The sequence below is a fragment of the Halogeometricum rufum genome (assembly GCF_900112175.1).
GTDB lineage: Archaea > Halobacteriota > Halobacteria > Halobacteriales > Haloferacaceae > Halogeometricum > Halogeometricum rufum.
On the sequence record NZ_FOYT01000001.1, the window covers coordinates 388,144 to 403,374 of the forward strand.

Annotated in this window: 11 protein-coding genes; 4 read left to right on the top strand and 7 right to left on the bottom strand. The window is 61.5% G+C overall.

All coding sequences use genetic code 11. The features are described 5' to 3' along the window. The first annotated feature begins 36 nt into the window (after positions 1-36). A complete protein-coding gene (locus BM310_RS02000; RefSeq protein ID WP_089804122.1) occupies positions 37-978 on the top strand; it encodes a cation diffusion facilitator family transporter in 942 nt (313 codons plus the stop codon). A 16-nt stretch (positions 979-994) separates the two neighbouring features. Here the strand turns inward: BM310_RS02000 and BM310_RS02005 are convergent, their stop codons facing one another. The 4 genes from BM310_RS02005 to BM310_RS02020 form a co-directional block, all read right to left on the bottom strand. Further along, positions 995-2,023, bottom strand: coding sequence for a threonine aldolase family protein (locus tag BM310_RS02005; protein WP_089804124.1), 1,029 nt, complete (start codon positions 2,021-2,023; stop codon positions 995-997). A gap of 234 nt (positions 2,024-2,257) precedes the next feature. Continuing rightward, positions 2,258-4,603 carry a DUF7827 domain-containing protein gene (locus tag BM310_RS02010; RefSeq protein ID WP_089804126.1) on the bottom strand — a complete coding sequence of 782 codons (2,346 nt, stop codon included), beginning with the start codon at positions 4,601-4,603 and terminating at the stop codon, positions 2,258-2,260. Between the two features lie 358 nt (positions 4,604-4,961). Next, entirely contained in the window at positions 4,962-7,184 is a 2,223-nt protein-coding gene (gene bglX / locus BM310_RS02015; protein WP_089804128.1) for a beta-glucosidase BglX, read from the bottom strand. A 99-nt stretch (positions 7,185-7,283) separates the two neighbouring features. After that, complete coding sequence (locus tag BM310_RS02020; RefSeq protein WP_089804130.1) at positions 7,284-8,654, bottom strand: cytochrome P450; 1,371 nt, start codon at positions 8,652-8,654, stop codon at positions 7,284-7,286. An 82-nt stretch (positions 8,655-8,736) separates the two neighbouring features. Here BM310_RS02020 and BM310_RS02025 point away from each other — a divergent pair, with 82 nt between their 5' ends. From BM310_RS02025 to BM310_RS02035, 3 genes are all read left to right on the top strand, one after another. Then, the gene (locus BM310_RS02025) at positions 8,737-9,423 is read left to right on the top strand and encodes a helix-turn-helix domain-containing protein (protein ID WP_089804132.1); all 687 of its coding nucleotides are present in this window, start codon (positions 8,737-8,739) and stop codon (positions 9,421-9,423) included. A 716-nt stretch (positions 9,424-10,139) separates the two neighbouring features. Next, the gene (locus BM310_RS20815) at positions 10,140-10,943 is read left to right on the top strand and encodes a hypothetical protein (protein WP_245778414.1); all 804 of its coding nucleotides are present in this window, start codon (positions 10,140-10,142) and stop codon (positions 10,941-10,943) included. A 14-nt stretch (positions 10,944-10,957) separates the two neighbouring features. After that, on the top strand, positions 10,958-12,112 hold the full coding sequence (locus tag BM310_RS02035) for an ATP-dependent nuclease (RefSeq protein WP_089804133.1): 1,155 nt from the start codon (positions 10,958-10,960) through the stop codon (positions 12,110-12,112). 216 nt (positions 12,113-12,328) lie between these two features. Here BM310_RS02035 and BM310_RS02040 read toward each other — a convergent pair whose 3' ends face one another. The 3 genes from BM310_RS02040 to BM310_RS02050 all read right to left on the bottom strand — a co-directional run bounded on the left by BM310_RS02040 (position 12,329) and on the right by BM310_RS02050 (position 14,788). Continuing rightward, positions 12,329-13,546 carry a hypothetical protein gene (locus BM310_RS02040; RefSeq protein ID WP_143105089.1) on the bottom strand — a complete coding sequence of 406 codons (1,218 nt, stop codon included), beginning with the start codon at positions 13,544-13,546 and terminating at the stop codon, positions 12,329-12,331. Between the two features lie 552 nt (positions 13,547-14,098). After that, complete coding sequence (locus BM310_RS02045) at positions 14,099-14,524, bottom strand: type II toxin-antitoxin system VapC family toxin (RefSeq protein ID WP_089804138.1); 426 nt, start codon at positions 14,522-14,524, stop codon at positions 14,099-14,101. After that, positions 14,525-14,788 (bottom strand): AbrB/MazE/SpoVT family DNA-binding domain-containing protein, encoded by a 264-nt coding sequence (locus BM310_RS02050; RefSeq protein WP_089804140.1) that lies wholly within the window; start codon positions 14,786-14,788, stop codon positions 14,525-14,527. Positions 14,789-15,231 lie beyond the last annotated feature (443 nt).

A 15,231-nucleotide genomic window follows, 5' to 3' on the forward strand; every position in this document is an offset into this window, starting at 1 on the left:
GGAAACGCTCTTACGGGAGACGCAAGAGGTGTGAGTATGGCAGGTAGCAGAGGCGTCGTCATCGCAGCCCTCGTCGCGAACGGCGCCATCGCGGTTCTGAAGTTCCTCGGCTTCCTCCTCACCGGGAGTCCCTCGATGCTGTCGGAGACGTACCACTCCATCTCCGACACCGGGAACCAGGTGTTCCTCCTCGTCGGCATCCGGTACAGCGGGAAGGAAGCGAGCCGAGCGCACCCGTTCGGCTACGGGAAGGCACAGTTCTTCTACTCGTTTCTCGTCTCGGTGTTGCTGTTCGGCATCGCCGGGTGGGAGTCGCTGAAACACGGCTACGAGGCCATCGTCCACGGCGGCCACGCCCTCGGCGGACTGGTGTCGTTCGCGGGCTACACGTTCCCCGGGTGGTACGTCAACGTCGTCGTCCTCGTCGGCGCCATCGCCTTCGAGAGTTACGCGATGAAGAAGGCCGCGGCCGAACTCCGGCGACAGATACGCGAGTACGAGTGGGACGGCGTCGTCGACGCGTTCCGAAAGACGAGCGACGTGACGACGCTGACGGCGTTCACCGAGGACGGCATCGCCCTCCTCGGCGCCGGCATCGCCCTCGTGGGCGTCGTCCTCACCGAGGTGACGGGCAACTACATCTACGACGCCGTCAGCGCCGCGGTCATCGGCGTCCTCCTGATGGGGTTCGCGCTCGCCCTCGCGTGGGAGAACAAGCGGCTCCTCCTCGGTGAGAGCCTCCCGAACGACGTCGAGAAGCGACTCCGCGAGGTCGTTCTGGCTCACCCCGGCGTCGTCCACGTCGACAACTTCCGGACGGTCCACGTCGGCCCGGAGAAGGTGCTCGTCAACGCCGACATCAGCTTCGATTCAGGCCTCGACACCGCTGACTTGGACGACGACATCTCGGCGATAGAGCGGAAGATGAAGGCCGAGGACAAACGGGTGAAGTTCGTCTACATCGAGCCCGAACTGTAGCCGAGAGCGCTCGGCCTCAGCGCTCGGCCATCGCCGACTCGATTCGTTCTATCGCCGCGTCCACGTCGTCGGCAGACACGTCGAGGTGGGTACAGAACCGCGTGAGATAGTCGCCGTGCGCGCCGCCGAGGACCCCCGCGTCCTCGCAGACGTCGACGAACTCGTCGGCCGAGAGGCCCACCTCGTCCGTGAACACCTGCACGATGTTCGTGTCGGGGGCGGGGGCGCGCAGGCCGTCGACGGCGTCCAACCCCTCGGCGAGACGCGCGGCGTTGGCGTGGTCGTCGGCCAGTCGGTCGACGTTGTCGAGGGCCGCCAGTCCGGGGGCGGCGATTATCCCCGCCTGCCGCATCCCGCCGCCGAACAGTTTGCGGACGCGACGGGCGCGTTCGACGTACTCCTCGCTGCCGGCGAGCATCGACCCGACGGGCGCGCCGAGGCCCTTCGAGAGGCAGAACATCACCGAGTCCACCTCGCGCGTCATTCGCTCGGGGTCGACGTCGAGGGCGACGCAGGCGTTGAACAGGCGCGCCCCGTCGAGGTGGACCGGCACGCCGAGTTCGTGGGCGGCGTCGGCGGCGGCGTCGATGGTCTCGGGCGGGACGGCGACGCCGCCCCGGGCGTTGTGAGTGTTCTCCAGTGCGAGCAGACCGGTCCCGGCCTCGTGGAGACTCTCGGCGACGTAGCCCGCGCGGACCTGTTCGGGCGCGGGCGCGGCGGCGTCGCCGCCGTCGAACGAGCGGACCTGCAGTCCCGAGAGTTGCGCGAGGCCGCCGAGTTCCCACTTGTAGACGTGCGCCTGTTCGTCCAACAGCACCTCCTGCCCGCGGTCGGTGTGGACGCGGGCGGCTATCTGGTTGCCCATCGTCCCCGTCGGGACGTACAGGGCCGCCTCCATCCCGACTCGCTCGGCCGCGGTCGCTTCGAGTTCGTTCACCGTCGGGTCGTCGCCGTACACGTCGTCGCCGACGGGCGCGTCGCGCGCGGCGTCGCGCATCGCTTCGGACGGCCGCGTCACCGTGTCGCTGCGAAGGTCGATAGCCATGCAGAGAGCATCTCTGTCGGTCGTGTTATAGACGGTGGTCGCGGCGGTCCGGGCGGGTGAGACGACCGTCGAGCGTCGGCGTGCGGTGTCGTGGTCGCCCCACGTCGGGCGGCCGGCCGTCGTCTCTCGGCCCCGGTGGCGGCGACCGTTCTTCGGCGGTCGCTGTCGCTCTCGGGTCGGAGCGTCGAAAGAAAGGTGAAGCGCTGAGGCCGGCGTGAGCCGGTGGTTCGGACGTTAGTCGCGGCGGACGGCGACGAACGCCGCGGCGAGGAGCGCCGTCACGGCGACGACGACACCGAAGCCGGGCGTGCCGGTGGAGGTGCCGGTGCCCTCGGCGGGCGTACCGGTCTCGCCGTCAGTCGGCGCGGCGGTTTCGGTGCCCTCGGCGGGCGTACCGGTCTCGGTGCCCTCGGCGGGCGTGCCGGTCTCGGTCATCGTCTCCGTCTCGGTCACCGTTTCGTTGGTGTCCGTCTCGGTCTCGTTCGCGCCGCCCTCGCCGACGTTACCGTCGACGGTTTCGGAGTCGGCCACGCCGCCCCGGACGGTCACGTCGAAGGTGTCGCCGGCTTCCTGCTCGCTGAAGTCGAACGTGCTCGAGAACGTCTCGTTCTCGGAGACGTAGACGGTCGCGGTCTTCAGGAAGCTCGGCTGCGTGTCGCCGCTAGAGCGGACGCGCAGGCTGAGTTCCGTACCGGGTGCGACCGTCGTCTCGCCTTCTATCGTCTGGTTCGCGGCCGCGGAGACGTTCACGGGTTCGTCGAGCGTGTGCTCGGCGTCGACGATCTCGTACTCGTCCTCGACCGTCTGCTTCTCGTCGTCGGCCGTGAGGTTGCCCTCGTCGGCGGCGACGGTGAAGTTGGCCGTCAGGCCGTCGTCGGCTTCGATGTCGTCGCCGGTCGTGCCGACCTCGTCCGTGTCGTAGACGATGAAGTAGGTGTCGTTGTCGGCGTCGGCGACGACCGTCGTGTTACTCTGTGCCAGCTGGACCTCGTACGGGTCGCGGTTCGCACCGGCGTCCGTCTGCTCGACCGTGAGGTCCACCGCGCCGCTCTGTTCGAGCGACCAGAACTCGGACGTCGCGTCGTCGTCGTTCGCGTCGATCGCTCCTTCGAGGCCGGAGGCCTGAAGCTGGTGAACGGCGAGGTCACCGTACGCTATCTGGTCGTCCTGCGTGAGGTTGCTGTTCTGGACCGCTTCGTAGACCGCTTCGGTGTCCTCGAAGTCGGTGCCGGACGCGGCCGTCCAGCTGTCGAGCGCGCTCGTGTTGCGCTCTTCGAGGACGAGCGTGCCGACGCCCTCGGCGTCGACGGAGGCGTCGTCACCCGAGCGGACTTCGAGCGGGTACTCGCCCGCGTCGAGGAGCGAGTCGATCTGGTTCTGGCTGTCGGGTTCGACGTTCTCGATGGAGTCGTCGGAGTCGGCCACCTCGAAGGCGTTCTGCGCGTTCCCGATGGAGGCCTCGTAGGTGTTGAACTGGACCGTGACCTGACCGTCGTCGGAGCCGTCCTCGACGGTCACGTTCGTGCGGTAGCCGACGTCGTCGTCGCCGACGGTCAGCGTCGCGGTGTCGGTGTTCTGCAGGTCGACGGTGATGTTGGCGATGTCACCGCGCTGCTCGGTGACGACGCCCTCTGCGACGTCTGCGCGACCCTCACCGGCTTTCGAGACGGTGATGGACTCGGACTCGTTGGTGACGCCGGAGTCGAGGTCGGTCGCTTCGACCGTGTAGTCGCCCGTGTCGGAGACGTCGAAGCTGAAGTCGGCCTCGCCCTGCCCGCTGAGGGACACGGTGTCGGAGGCGACTTCGTCGTCGTCGCCGTCGAGGAGGACGACGTCGACGTCGCGGTTGCCCGCGTTTGCCGTCACGTTACCCTCGACGTCGTCGTCGGTCGTGATGTTCGTGTCGTCGATGTTGGCGCTGAGGCCGAGTTGACGGACCGTGACGGTCGCCGTCGAGCCGTTCTCGTAGGTGACCTCGTACTCGCCGAGCTGACGGTTCGACGTGTCGAAGATGTAGACTTCGCTGTTCGTGCCCGTGTTGCCCGAGCGGAAGTAGTTGTTGTCGTCGTCCGTCCCGACGATTTCGACGTCGGTCGAGCCGCTGTCGGCGACGACGGCGACTTTCGAGCCCTTGTAGGCGTTGACGTCGCCGTCCGCGCCCACGGTGACGGCCGCGAAGTCGACGTCGTAGGTGCCGTCGTTCGCGAGCGTCTCACCGGTCGCGTTGCGGATGTCGCCCGAGAGTTCGAGTTCGAGGTCGTTCGAACGGACGACCTCGTTCGTCTCGACGGTCACCGTACCGCCACTCGCGGAGATGTCGGTGATCGAGTCGGAGACGTTCTCGTCGTCGTCGGTCAGCGTGAAGTTCGCTGCCGTCAGACTGGCGCTATCGACGTTGCTGTTGAACGGTACTTCGACGACGGCCTGACCACCGGTCTGGTAGTGGGCCGCGCCACCTTCGTAGGTGAACTCGTGGTTGTCGGCGGCAGCCGACCCCGAGAACGCGATGGCTCCTGCGAATACGGAGCAGACCATCAGCGCCGCGAGGGTGACTGCGCGGAGTTTCGATGTTTCACTCATAGTTGGAGACTGCGACGGAACGCAAGCTTTGGTCTACGACCGCCCGCGCCCGACTGCTCGGAGGCGAACGGCGACGTACTCGGATTGCGTCCCTCGGGTAGGGGTATCTCGGATGCCTCGCCCTTGTTATAAGTGCCTTCTGGGTTGGAAAAAATACTGCCAGTCGTACATCAAATACATCGAAACTGTCTGTTCACCCGGCCATCACGCTCTTGTACTCGAAACTATCCTTCCCGGTCGTCGTCGTGGCTGCTGACACGACGTTCGACAGGAAGCTGACAGCTCCGGGCGATTCGCGCGCAGTCGGCGGCGACCGGACCCTCGCGCGCAGTCGGCGGCGACCGACCCGCCGACCGCCTCACTCGACCAGTTCGAACGTCTCGACCGCGGCGATGTCGTCGGCCGCGTGGCCGACCTGCACCTCGAACTCGCCGGGTTCCGCGGCGTACTCGTCGTCGGCCGTCCAGAACGCGAGGTCGGCCGCCGTCAGGTCGAACGAGACGGTCGCCGACGCGCCGGCGTCGAGGTCGACGTTCTCGAAGCGGACCAACTCTCTGACCGGCCGCGCGCGACTGCCGACCGGGTCTCTGAGGTACACCTGGACGACTTCGGTCCCGGCCCGGTCGCCGGTGTTCTCGACCGTCACGTCGACGGAGAGCGTCTCGTCGGCCGTCATCGTGGCCGCGTCGAGCGACACGTCGGTGTACGCGAACGTGGTGTAACTCTCGCCGTGGCCGAAGGCGTACAGCGGTTCGTTCGGAACGTCGAGATAGCGGGACAGGTACTTCTCGCCGGGGTCCGACGGCGGTTCGGTCAGGTCGGCGTCCTCGGCCGGTCGTCCGGTTCGCAGGCGGTTGTAGTAGACGGGTATCTGGCCTTCGGTGACGGGGAAACTCATCGGCAACCGACCCGACGGGTCGCACTCGCCGAGGAGCACGTCGGCGATGGCGGGACCCGCCTCGACGCCCGGGAACCAGGCTTCGAGAATCGCGGGCACGCGTTCGGCCGCCCAGTCGATCGCCAACGGCCGACCGTTGAACAGGACGGCGGCGACGGGCGTTCCCGTCTCGACGAGCGCTTCCAAGAGCGCTCGCTGGTCGCCGGGCAGGTCGACGTGCGCCCGACTCGCCGCCTCGCCGCTCTGACTGTAGCGCTCGCCGACGGCGACGACCGCGGCGTCCGCGGACGCGACGGTCTCGACTGCCGCCTCCAGTTGCTCGTCGCTGACGGCGCCGTCACGGTCGCAGCCCTCGACGTACGTCAGACCCTCGACGCGGTCCGCGAGCGTCGCTCTGAGCGTCGTCACGTCGTCCGGGTCGCCTTCGGCGCGCCAGGCTCCGAGCATGTCCGTCGCGCTGTCCGCGAGTCCGCCGACGAGTGCGACGTCCCCCCCGTCGTCGAGCGGTAACAGGCCGCCCTCGTTCTTCAACAGGACCTGCGACTCGCGCGCGACGTCGCGGGCGGCCTCGCGGTGGTCGTCGGTGAGGAGTCGCCGAGACCGACGCTCCTCGTCGAAGTAGCGGTAGGGGTCCTCGAACAGGCCGAGGGCGCCTTTGACGGTCAGCAGTCGTCGGACGGCCCGGTCGACGAGCGACTCGTCGACGACGCCGTCCTCGACCAGGTCGACCAGTTCGGTCGCGTAGGCCCCGCTGACCATGTCGACGTCTGACCCGGCCTCGATGCACGCCCGCGCCGCGTCGCGGAGGTCCCCGGCGACCCCGTGTTCGAGGAGTTCGCCGAACGAGTTCCAGTCGGACACGACGAGGTCGTCGAAGCCGAGTTCGCCGCGCAGCAACTCCCGCACGAGTTCCTCGTTGCTGCTGGCCGGGACGCGGTCGTAGAGGCTGAACGCGTTCATCACGCTGCCGACGCCCGCCTCCAGACAGGCCTCGAACGGCGGGAGGTGGACCTCGCGGAGTGCCGTCTCGGAGAGGTCGACCGTGTTGTACTCGCGACCGGCCTCGGACGCGCCGTAGCCGACGTAGTGCTTCGCGCACGCGAGGACGGTGTCGTCCGCGGCGAGGTCCTCGCCCTGGAACCCGCGGACGCGCGCCCTCGAAATCTCGGCGGAGAGGTACGGGTCCTCGCCCGCCGCTTCCATGACGCGTCCCCAGCGCGCGTCGCGACTGACGTCGACCGACGGCGCGAACGTCCAGTGGACCCCGCTGGCGGCGGCCTCGGTCGCGGCGACGCGAGCAGATAGCTCCGCCATCTCCGGGTTCCACGACGCCGCCTCGCCGAGCGGAATCGGGAAGATGGTCCGGTGGCCGTGGATGACGTCCAGCGCCAGTACGAGCGGAATCCCGTGGTCGGACTCCTCGACCGCGAGTTCCTGAAACGCCCGGGCCTCTTCGAGGTCCGCCACGTTCAGGACCGACCCGACGTCGCCGTCCAGAACCCCCTGTTCGACGTCCATGTCGCCGACGGCGGTTCCCGTCGCGAAGTCGGCGTTCAACTGGTTCAGCTGTCCCACTTTCTGTTCGAGCGTCAGTTCGGAGAGCAGCGTCTCGACGCGTTCCTCGACCTCGGCTCGTCGCTCGGGCGGAAGCTGGTCGAGCAACGACCGCGTCTGCGTTTCCATATACGGTACGTATCCGGGGCGCTCATAAAGTGCCACCTCCGCCGCACCGCTCTGGATGCGACCGGTTTCGGTGACCGTGCCGACTCGCCGGCCGACCGCTTACCGCGTCGTCTCGGTCGCCGCTTCGGACGCCCGGTCGTGAAGCTTCATCCTGACCTCCTCGTCCGGTCGCGAGGTTATCGTCGGGACCACCTCCAGATTCCGGTCGGAGACGAGTTCGAGGTGGTAGTCCTGGTAGACCGTCGCGAGGATGAGGCGGGCCTCGAGCATCGCGAAGCGGTCGCCGATACACCGCCGCGGCCCCGCCCCGAACGGGAAGTACGCCAGCGGCGGGAGCGAGCGTTCGAACTCCTCCGTCCAGCGCTCCGGTTCGAACGCCAGGGGGTCGTCGTACCAGCGCCCGTCCCGGTGGACGACCCACTGGTTCATGAACATCCTCGACCCCGCGGGAATCGTGTAGCCGCCGATTTCGTCCGTCGACTTCGCCTCGCGAACGATGCCCGGGACCGGCGGGAACAGCCGCATCGACTCCTTGACGACCTTCTCCGTGTAGGGGAGTTTCGGGAGGTCGGCCATCGTCGGCGGCTCGTCGCCGAGCACCGAGTCGAGTTCGGCCACCAGTTTCGACTCGACGGAGGGGTGCTGCGCGAGGAGGTACGTCGTGTACGTCAGCGAGACCGCCGTCGTCTCGTGGCCCGCGGTGATGAGCGTGATGGCCTCGTCGCGAATCTGCTTCTCGGAGAGCGAGTTCCCGTCGTCGTCGCTCGCGGCGAGCAGTTTCGAGACCACGTCGTGTTCGCCGGGGTCCCGTCGCTTGCGCTGGATGATCTCGTCGACGACGTCGTCGAGCGTGTCCCGAGCGTCGCTCATCCGCCGTCGGGACGGGAGCGGTACCTCCTCTGGGAGTAGGAAGTTCGGCAGGCTCGTCGTTGCCGGGAGGAAGTCGCCGACCGCGGTCTCGATGTCGTCGACGTACCGGTCGATGTCGACGCCGAACAGCGCTTCGGAGACGATTCTGAGGGTCAGCTCCATCATGTCGTCGTGGATCGAACGCGTCTGCCCGTCCGACCAGTCGTCGAGCATGTCCTCGGTCAAGTCGGTCATCATCCCGGCGTACCGCTGTATCTGATCGGGGTGGAAAGACGGCTGGACGAGGTGGCGGTTGCGCCGCCACGCCTCGCCCTCGCTGTTGAGGATGCCGTTGCCGAGTAGCGGGCCGAGCAGCCGCTGGAACTGTTCGCCTTTCACGTAGTTGGTGTTGTTGTGGACCAGCACGTGTCCGATGAACTCCGGGTCGTTGAGCTGGTAGACGTGATCCCGGTGGGTCTCCCAGTGGACGATGTCGCCGTACTCCTCCGCCATCCGTTCGCGGAAGTCCAGTCCGCCGAGGACGGAGTAGGGCATCGCGCCCACGACGGGGAGTCCCGTCGGACCCGGCGGGAACTCGTCGACCGCTGATTGGTCACTCATCTACTGTTTCGAGGGGCGCGCCACGGTTGAGCGTTCCTTCCAGCATGTGAGCGGTGTTTATATTCCCGCCTCTACTCACACCGTGACCACCGACATGCTTCGCTACGCCACGCTCTCGCTCTCGCTCCCCGACGGAGTGCGCGAACCGACGTTCGACCTGTTCGACGACTCTCCGGCCGTCTCGACGACGGCGACGCGGTACCTCGGCCCCACCGAGAACGGACGGCACGTCGGACTCTCCGACGTCTGCGGCGACCTCGCCGTCGCCCGCGACCTGCTGGAGTCCGACGACGACGTGCTCCAGTACAACGTCGCGGGGACGGACGGACGCGGCGTCGTCTACGCTCACCATCGGAGCGTCGGGCCGATCAAGGAGTTGCTCGACATCCTCTACCGCCACGATATCGTCCTCGAGTGGCCAATCGACCACCGGGGACGCGAACGCGACTCCGCCGTTCAGTTCACTATCGTCGGGACGGACGAGGGCATCCACCGGGCCACCACCGAGATTCCGGACGTCGTCGACGTCACCGTGGAGCGAGTCGGCGGCGTCGAATCGAAAGCCGAGGCGGAGCCCACGTTGACCGACCCGCAGGCCGCCCTGCTCGACCTGGCCGTCGAGAAGGGATACTACGAGGTGCCGCGACGGACGACCCAGCGCGCGCTGGCCGACCACCTCGACGTCGCGCCGGGGACGGTCGGCGACCGCCTCCAGCGCATCGAACGCCGGGTGATGACTGCGTACGCCGACCGCGGCGACGACTGGTGAGGGTGCTTGTCGCCGAGCGTCGCGAAGTATATGGAGGTATCTCACCGGAACCGGCGGGCGGTGATCGCTCTCGCGAAGTGTGTCGAGACGGGCCGCCTTCTGTCGTTCTCTCGTGTGTACGCGGTGGTGCCGCCCGGATTCGAACCTTGGTCGTTCCGCTTTGCTCCACTCTCTCTGATTCCGTGGTCGTCCACGCACCACGGATTTCGGGCGTCGCGCACCGTTTCCTGTTCGACCAATCAGTCGCTCCGAGAGACTTTCTTCGCCGCCATCATCGACTCCCGACGAGAGGGAAGGTAAAAACTCGAATCCGTGGATGGAGAGTGAAACTGAAGTTTCGTCCATCCGGGGGACGCACCTCCGATTTGGGCCGATTCAGCCGGTGAAACTAAACGGTTTTTCCGGGCGATACTGCCGCTTGGTCGGGGGATTGAAGCCCCCGCGTAGCTTTCGAATTCATGGCTTTCGTGGTGTGGTCACGGAAGCCCGTGCGGACTTGTGGTGCAACACGGGGTCCGCTTCTGTGGTGGACCCAATGGCGAACGAGAGGTCCGCGAAGGGATTCCGTTGGCCTGGCTCACGAAGTAGTGATTCATAAATTTTGCTCACTACTTAGTGAGGTATCTATCATCACTTAATGAGTGAAATCTAATAAGTAGATTTCCCCTGTATAGGGAATAGCCGTGAACAGTGCTCGCAGGCAACCGGGGAATTGGATGCAACTTCCGATTGATGACCGAATTTTAGAAGTTCTACATTCATCAGAGCTAGTACTTTCTCCAACGATAATAGCTGAAAACATTGATAAAAGTCGTGCAGAGGTAAGCCGTCGACTTCCAATCTTAGTTGAGAACGACTTAGTTAAAAAACAGATAGAGGGCGTTATCAAGTTGCTGAAAAGGGAAGTTTGTATCTCTCTGGGCAGCATCATCCTACAGAAGAGAACTAAGAAGAGTAACTCAATAATGATTGTAGAAGGTATTTCGACACAACAATACAAGAGCTTCGATAAATTTGACGCTAACATCGGCGATCTAAATATTGTTGTGGGGAGAAACAATTCTGGAAAATCTGGAATAATTGATGTATTCTCAAATTATCGAGAAGTAATCCTAGAAAATTTCAATTTGCAGTCTGTGACCAGCCTCATCTCTGGGAAATCATCTAAGGGACAGTTATCAATCAAAATTAACTACAAGCTGACCTCTGTAGAATATGAGGCCCTTTTCGATTATATGGCGGAAAAGAAAGGAACTACAAAATCTGATGTTGACCAGTTGAGGGAAAATAACAGCTTTCGCCACTTGACTCATACTATCGTGTTAGAAGATGGAAAATTATCCACCTCTTTACTTGCTGGAGAAATCAATGGTGAATTTGAAAAAATCACATACACGGATTCCAACGGTCGACGGAAGTATTTGAAGTTCGAGTCGTTACCAATGGCTCGTTACTCTTCAAGCACTACCTCGATGTATAATATCAGCTCTCCTTTTGAAAGAATGTTAAATCGACTGTAAGTGATTGGTCATTTATTAACGCGTTCCGGCTTCCCAATGACCTACCTGCATTCCGGAACACCACAGATCTTGAGCGCGATGGGGACAACCTCGCACAAGTACTAAAAACACTCCGTGACGAGCCTAATGACAAATTTGACCGGATAGAGAGGGCTTTCGTTAATATTATGGATGGTGTCTCTGGAATTCGGGTTCCTGGGAGGAAGGCTAAAAATATTACTGTAGTTGTTGATGAACCTGGATTCGGAACAGCGTTCGAACTTTCTGAGATCTCCTCTGGATCAAAAGAGATCCTGACTCTAATCACACAAATAATCCTCTCAGATGGTTCATCGAACCTACTACTGATTGAAGAGCCAGAGTTACATTTACATCCTATCGCTGAGAGAAAAATATTTGACTTACTTAAGAACATCTCAGAAAATGAGCTAACAAAGGTTATTGTGACGACTCATTCTGAAGTCTTTGTAGATCAGAGTAAAGTAGACAATATTCTTCATGTTCACAGAGATGGTGAAACTGGTGTCTCGGAGCTCTTCCGAGTCGAAGGATCTGCTGATGATGTCTTAGTGAACCTAGGATATAGCAATAGTAGCTTGTACCAATCTTCAGGGATTCTTTTTGTAGAGGGTCGCTCGGATCAGAGAATACTTGAAGAATTTTCTAGAACTATCTCTTCGTCAGATGATTCGTTGAAATCGTTCGATGAACTAAGGATTGAAGTGTTTAGTGGGGGTGGTGATACGCTTGTAAAGAATGCTCCAACATTGGCGAACATAACCAGCAGACTACGTTTACCATTTTTATTCGTATTTGACTTTGATGATCAAAATCCAGATGAAAAACACCAAGATCTAAAAGGTGAGATCGGTGAATACCGAGTTCACATCCTTGACAAATATTGTATTGAATCCTATTTGATAGACTCTCCCAGAGCAATTTCGGCGGCATTCAATTTCTCAGAGAGTAAAATAGAACAGTATCTTAACAACAATTCAGGTCAGAAAAATTCCAAGAACGTTTTGAAGGGCCTTTTTAAGGAGTTTGCAGACGGAGTCACATACGATGAAGAACAGCATGGGTGGTCTATTGCTCGACAGATGAATGCTTCAGAATTAGATGATGAGATGTACTTGATCGTTGAGCAAATAAATTCGATGCTCAGTTAGGTTGGTCTCAACGCGACCAAGACAGTCCATCTCTCTCATATCGGCGACGTTCAACATGGGACACTCAGATGGGAGACGAGATGCTATCGGAGGCTCTTAATGGTTCACCTGACGACTGCTGCTCACCCCCCCTTTCCTGAGTGCTTTACTCCGAAAATACTGAGATGATTCGTAGGCTGATCAATGCTGACCGGGATACTACGTAACCCCCGCGAATTAGCTCCGTCCAGACGCCCGAAGTTCTGCGCGAATATCTGCAAGTCGTCCCTTCGCGTCGTTCTCGATCTCCTCTAACTGTTCGTCTATCTCGTTGGCCGTCTTGACGAGTGACGTGGTCTTGCTCCGAATCGTAGAGAAGCGCCCGATTGCATCCTCTACCTCGCTGATGTTCGTCTGTACTACTTCGGCGTCGAAATCAGTATCCGAATCAGCGTACTGTTGGATGGCCCGCGTCTTCGCCCAACTGAACGCGATTCGCAAGTACCCCGGTTCAACCTCTTCGGCGTCTTCGTCCTCGCTCAGTGCGATCGACAGTCTGTCCCTCTCGAATTCCTGGAAGTAGCCGACCTTGTTCGGCACGTAGTCTTCGCACTCGAACACGATGATTCCGTAGTCGGCGTCACGGTTCTCGATCGCATCATCGAGTTCCTTCTTGATCTCCGGTTGCGAGTAGCTCTTGTCGCTCTTCGCCTCGATCACGATTCGTTGCCCCGTCTCTTCCAGCGTGAGAACGAAGTCTCCCACTTTCCGGTCGGTGAGTTCACCGATCGTATCGCCCGTGAACTCGTACTCGTGGCTGGTTCCTCGCACCAACTCAGCCAGCAGGTCGTCTACCGTCTCCTCGAACTCGTCTCCTTTCAACCGTGTCTGTTGCCGCATCTCCGATTCGGTTTCTGCGGCAGTGAACTCTTCTTCGATCTTCTCGCGAACAGAGCGAATCTCGTCTTTGAAGACGCTCTTCAGCCTGTTCGTCGGCGTTCCTTCTTTATCGGGATCCAGTGCTTCGGAGATTCGCTCACCGTCTTCTCCCAGTTCTTCGTCGAGGCGTTCGACGAACACTCCGTCCTCACCGAACGCGTCGTCGAGGCGTTCTCGAAGTGTCCCGTCATCGCCGAGGTGCTGATCGAGAACGTTCGGAACGTGGCCCTCCTCTCCGAACTTCTCCTCGATCTCCTCTTCGACTCGCTCTATTTCTCCCTCGAAGTCCCGACGCATCTCCTCGAATTTTCGTTCGACGTACTCCTGTTCACCGGAGGTCGTCGCGAGGTCCATCGTTGTAATTCCGATTCGGAGCGCCCGCCGAATCTCAGCGGCCCGCTCATCCTCGTCTACGCTCCGAATGTAGTCTACAATCTCGGTGTCTTCGATCTCTAAGTTAGAAACCTCCAGACGGCCGTCTTCAATCGTGACCGAGGTTCCTTGTTCTGTCGACATATCGAACTGTTCATGAAATAGATTGATAACTCTACTCACTCTCCGGTTCCTTCGCTCAGCTATTCTCTGCCGACAGACCACCGAGACTCGTATTCTACCGGAATCTCCCGTATATCGAGTATCTCGGTGATCTCCACCGCCGTTAAACTCCCCCGCTCTTCGGCCGCCTGAATCAACTCCTCGAACTTCCCGGTTGGATGAGCGACCGAGTTCCCGCGCATCTGCAAGGTGAACGCTATCGCCCGGTCGATAGCTTTCGACTTCGTTTTTCGTCGAGCGCGTCGGTCAGCGCGTCGAGGCGACGTTCCCGCTTGTCGGTCATTCTGAGGCGCATCGAATTGCACACGTCCCCCGAAACCTAGTTCTATGCGGTCGCTCGTTTCGACGGACTACCTAAAGAGAGGTGGATTCACCGCCTCGATAACCCCCGACGGACCGGGCGAACCCCCAGCGAGTTCGCCCCGGCCGGAGTCATTCTGCACACGTCGTCTCGGCGGCCGTATGCAGTTTCGGGGAAGCAACTTTCTCGACGCAAAATCGCCAGCAGTCGGGTCAGAAGGGGTTATCCGCGGTTTCCAACCGAGTTACCCAGTCGAGTGCGTCAAAATCGTCGTCGAACGAATAGAGATATTCGACGTCCGTCCGTTCCATGTAGGCGGCGATCGTCGCGTCGCCGAAGGCGAGACCGTCGTACGTCTCGAACAGTTCCATCGCCCGCCTGAAGTCCTTCTGCGGTGCGTGGTGAATCTCGAATCCAGACGAGGTGTTGAGCCGTTCGTACACCTCGGTCGCCTTGTCGTGCCGATTTCGCCCGTCAATCCAGTTGAGCGTCTCGAGGACGACGTAGTTCGTCACTCGCCCGGTCGGCAGGTCGCCCGCGTCGACGCCGCGGACGATGTCGAACCCGGCGGTGTGGCGGGCGTCGTCCGCGTCGAACCCTGCGATCAGAACGCTCGTATCGACGACGGCAGACGCCACTCAGTTCTGCTCCGTCGCCTCGCGTTCGTGTCCCACGAGGTCGTGTGTCTCCAGTCCGTCGCCACCCATCGAAGCGGGTTCGAAGTCGCCGAAGGCGCCGTACCGTTCGTGGACGACGCCGACGCTCAGCGAACCGTCGTCGGCGACTTCCCATCGAATCGTGTCGCCGGGTTCGATATCGAGGCGTCGGCGGATGGCGGCCGGAATCGTGACCATACCGCTCTCGCTCACCTTCGTCTCCTCGTAGCTATCCTCGGCGGCCATGCTCGTCTGTAGTCGGTAATGAATGATACATGTTGCGCCACATGTGGAGCAGGGAGGTCGTCGACGGGTCGGTGAACGACGGCTTCGGTAGCGCCCTCCGCGCTTGGACGGCGCGAGACTCACGCCGAGCACCTCCGCTGAGGGCGGTGAAAGAACCGGCAAAATGCGCTGGATCTTTTATATACGCGATGGGACCGCCCGGATGTCGAACCTCAGTCACTCACTTCGTTCGTTCCCTGCTTCGAATCCGGACGGTTGCCACTCTTGGCTCGTCACGTTCGTTTCTCGCACAAGAGTGGGACCGCCCGGACCGCAACCACCCGTAAATTCTTGACCGTACCGTACGTCTATCCGCTGAGTCAGTCGCATTGATAGTTGGTGCTGGCTCATGTTCATCAGCGAGCCAAACGGTAGGTTGTCTGGCTCAGATTGCTCGGCGAGCC

Bases quoted from the DNA above. Each gene is read 5' to 3' on its own strand.
- BM310_RS02000 (WP_089804122.1), top strand. From the start codon at position 37: ATGGCAGGTAGCAGAGGCGTCGTCATCGCAGCCCTCGTCGCGAACGGC.
- BM310_RS02005 (WP_089804124.1), bottom strand. From the start codon at position 2,023: ATGGCTATCGACCTTCGCAGCGACACGGTGACGCGGCCGTCCGAAGCG.
- BM310_RS02010 (WP_089804126.1), bottom strand. From the start codon at position 4,603: ATGAGTGAAACATCGAAACTCCGCGCAGTCACCCTCGCGGCGCTGATG.
- bglX (WP_089804128.1), bottom strand. From the start codon at position 7,184: ATGGAAACGCAGACGCGGTCGTTGCTCGACCAGCTTCCGCCCGAGCGA.
- BM310_RS02020 (WP_089804130.1), bottom strand. From the start codon at position 8,654: ATGAGTGACCAATCAGCGGTCGACGAGTTCCCGCCGGGTCCGACGGGA.
- BM310_RS20815 (WP_245778414.1), top strand. From the start codon at position 10,140: ATGCAACTTCCGATTGATGACCGAATTTTAGAAGTTCTACATTCATCA.
- BM310_RS02040 (WP_143105089.1), bottom strand. From the start codon at position 13,546: ATGTCGACAGAACAAGGAACCTCGGTCACGATTGAAGACGGCCGTCTG.
- BM310_RS02050 (WP_089804140.1), bottom strand. From the start codon at position 14,788: ATGGCCGCCGAGGATAGCTACGAGGAGACGAAGGTGAGCGAGAGCGGT.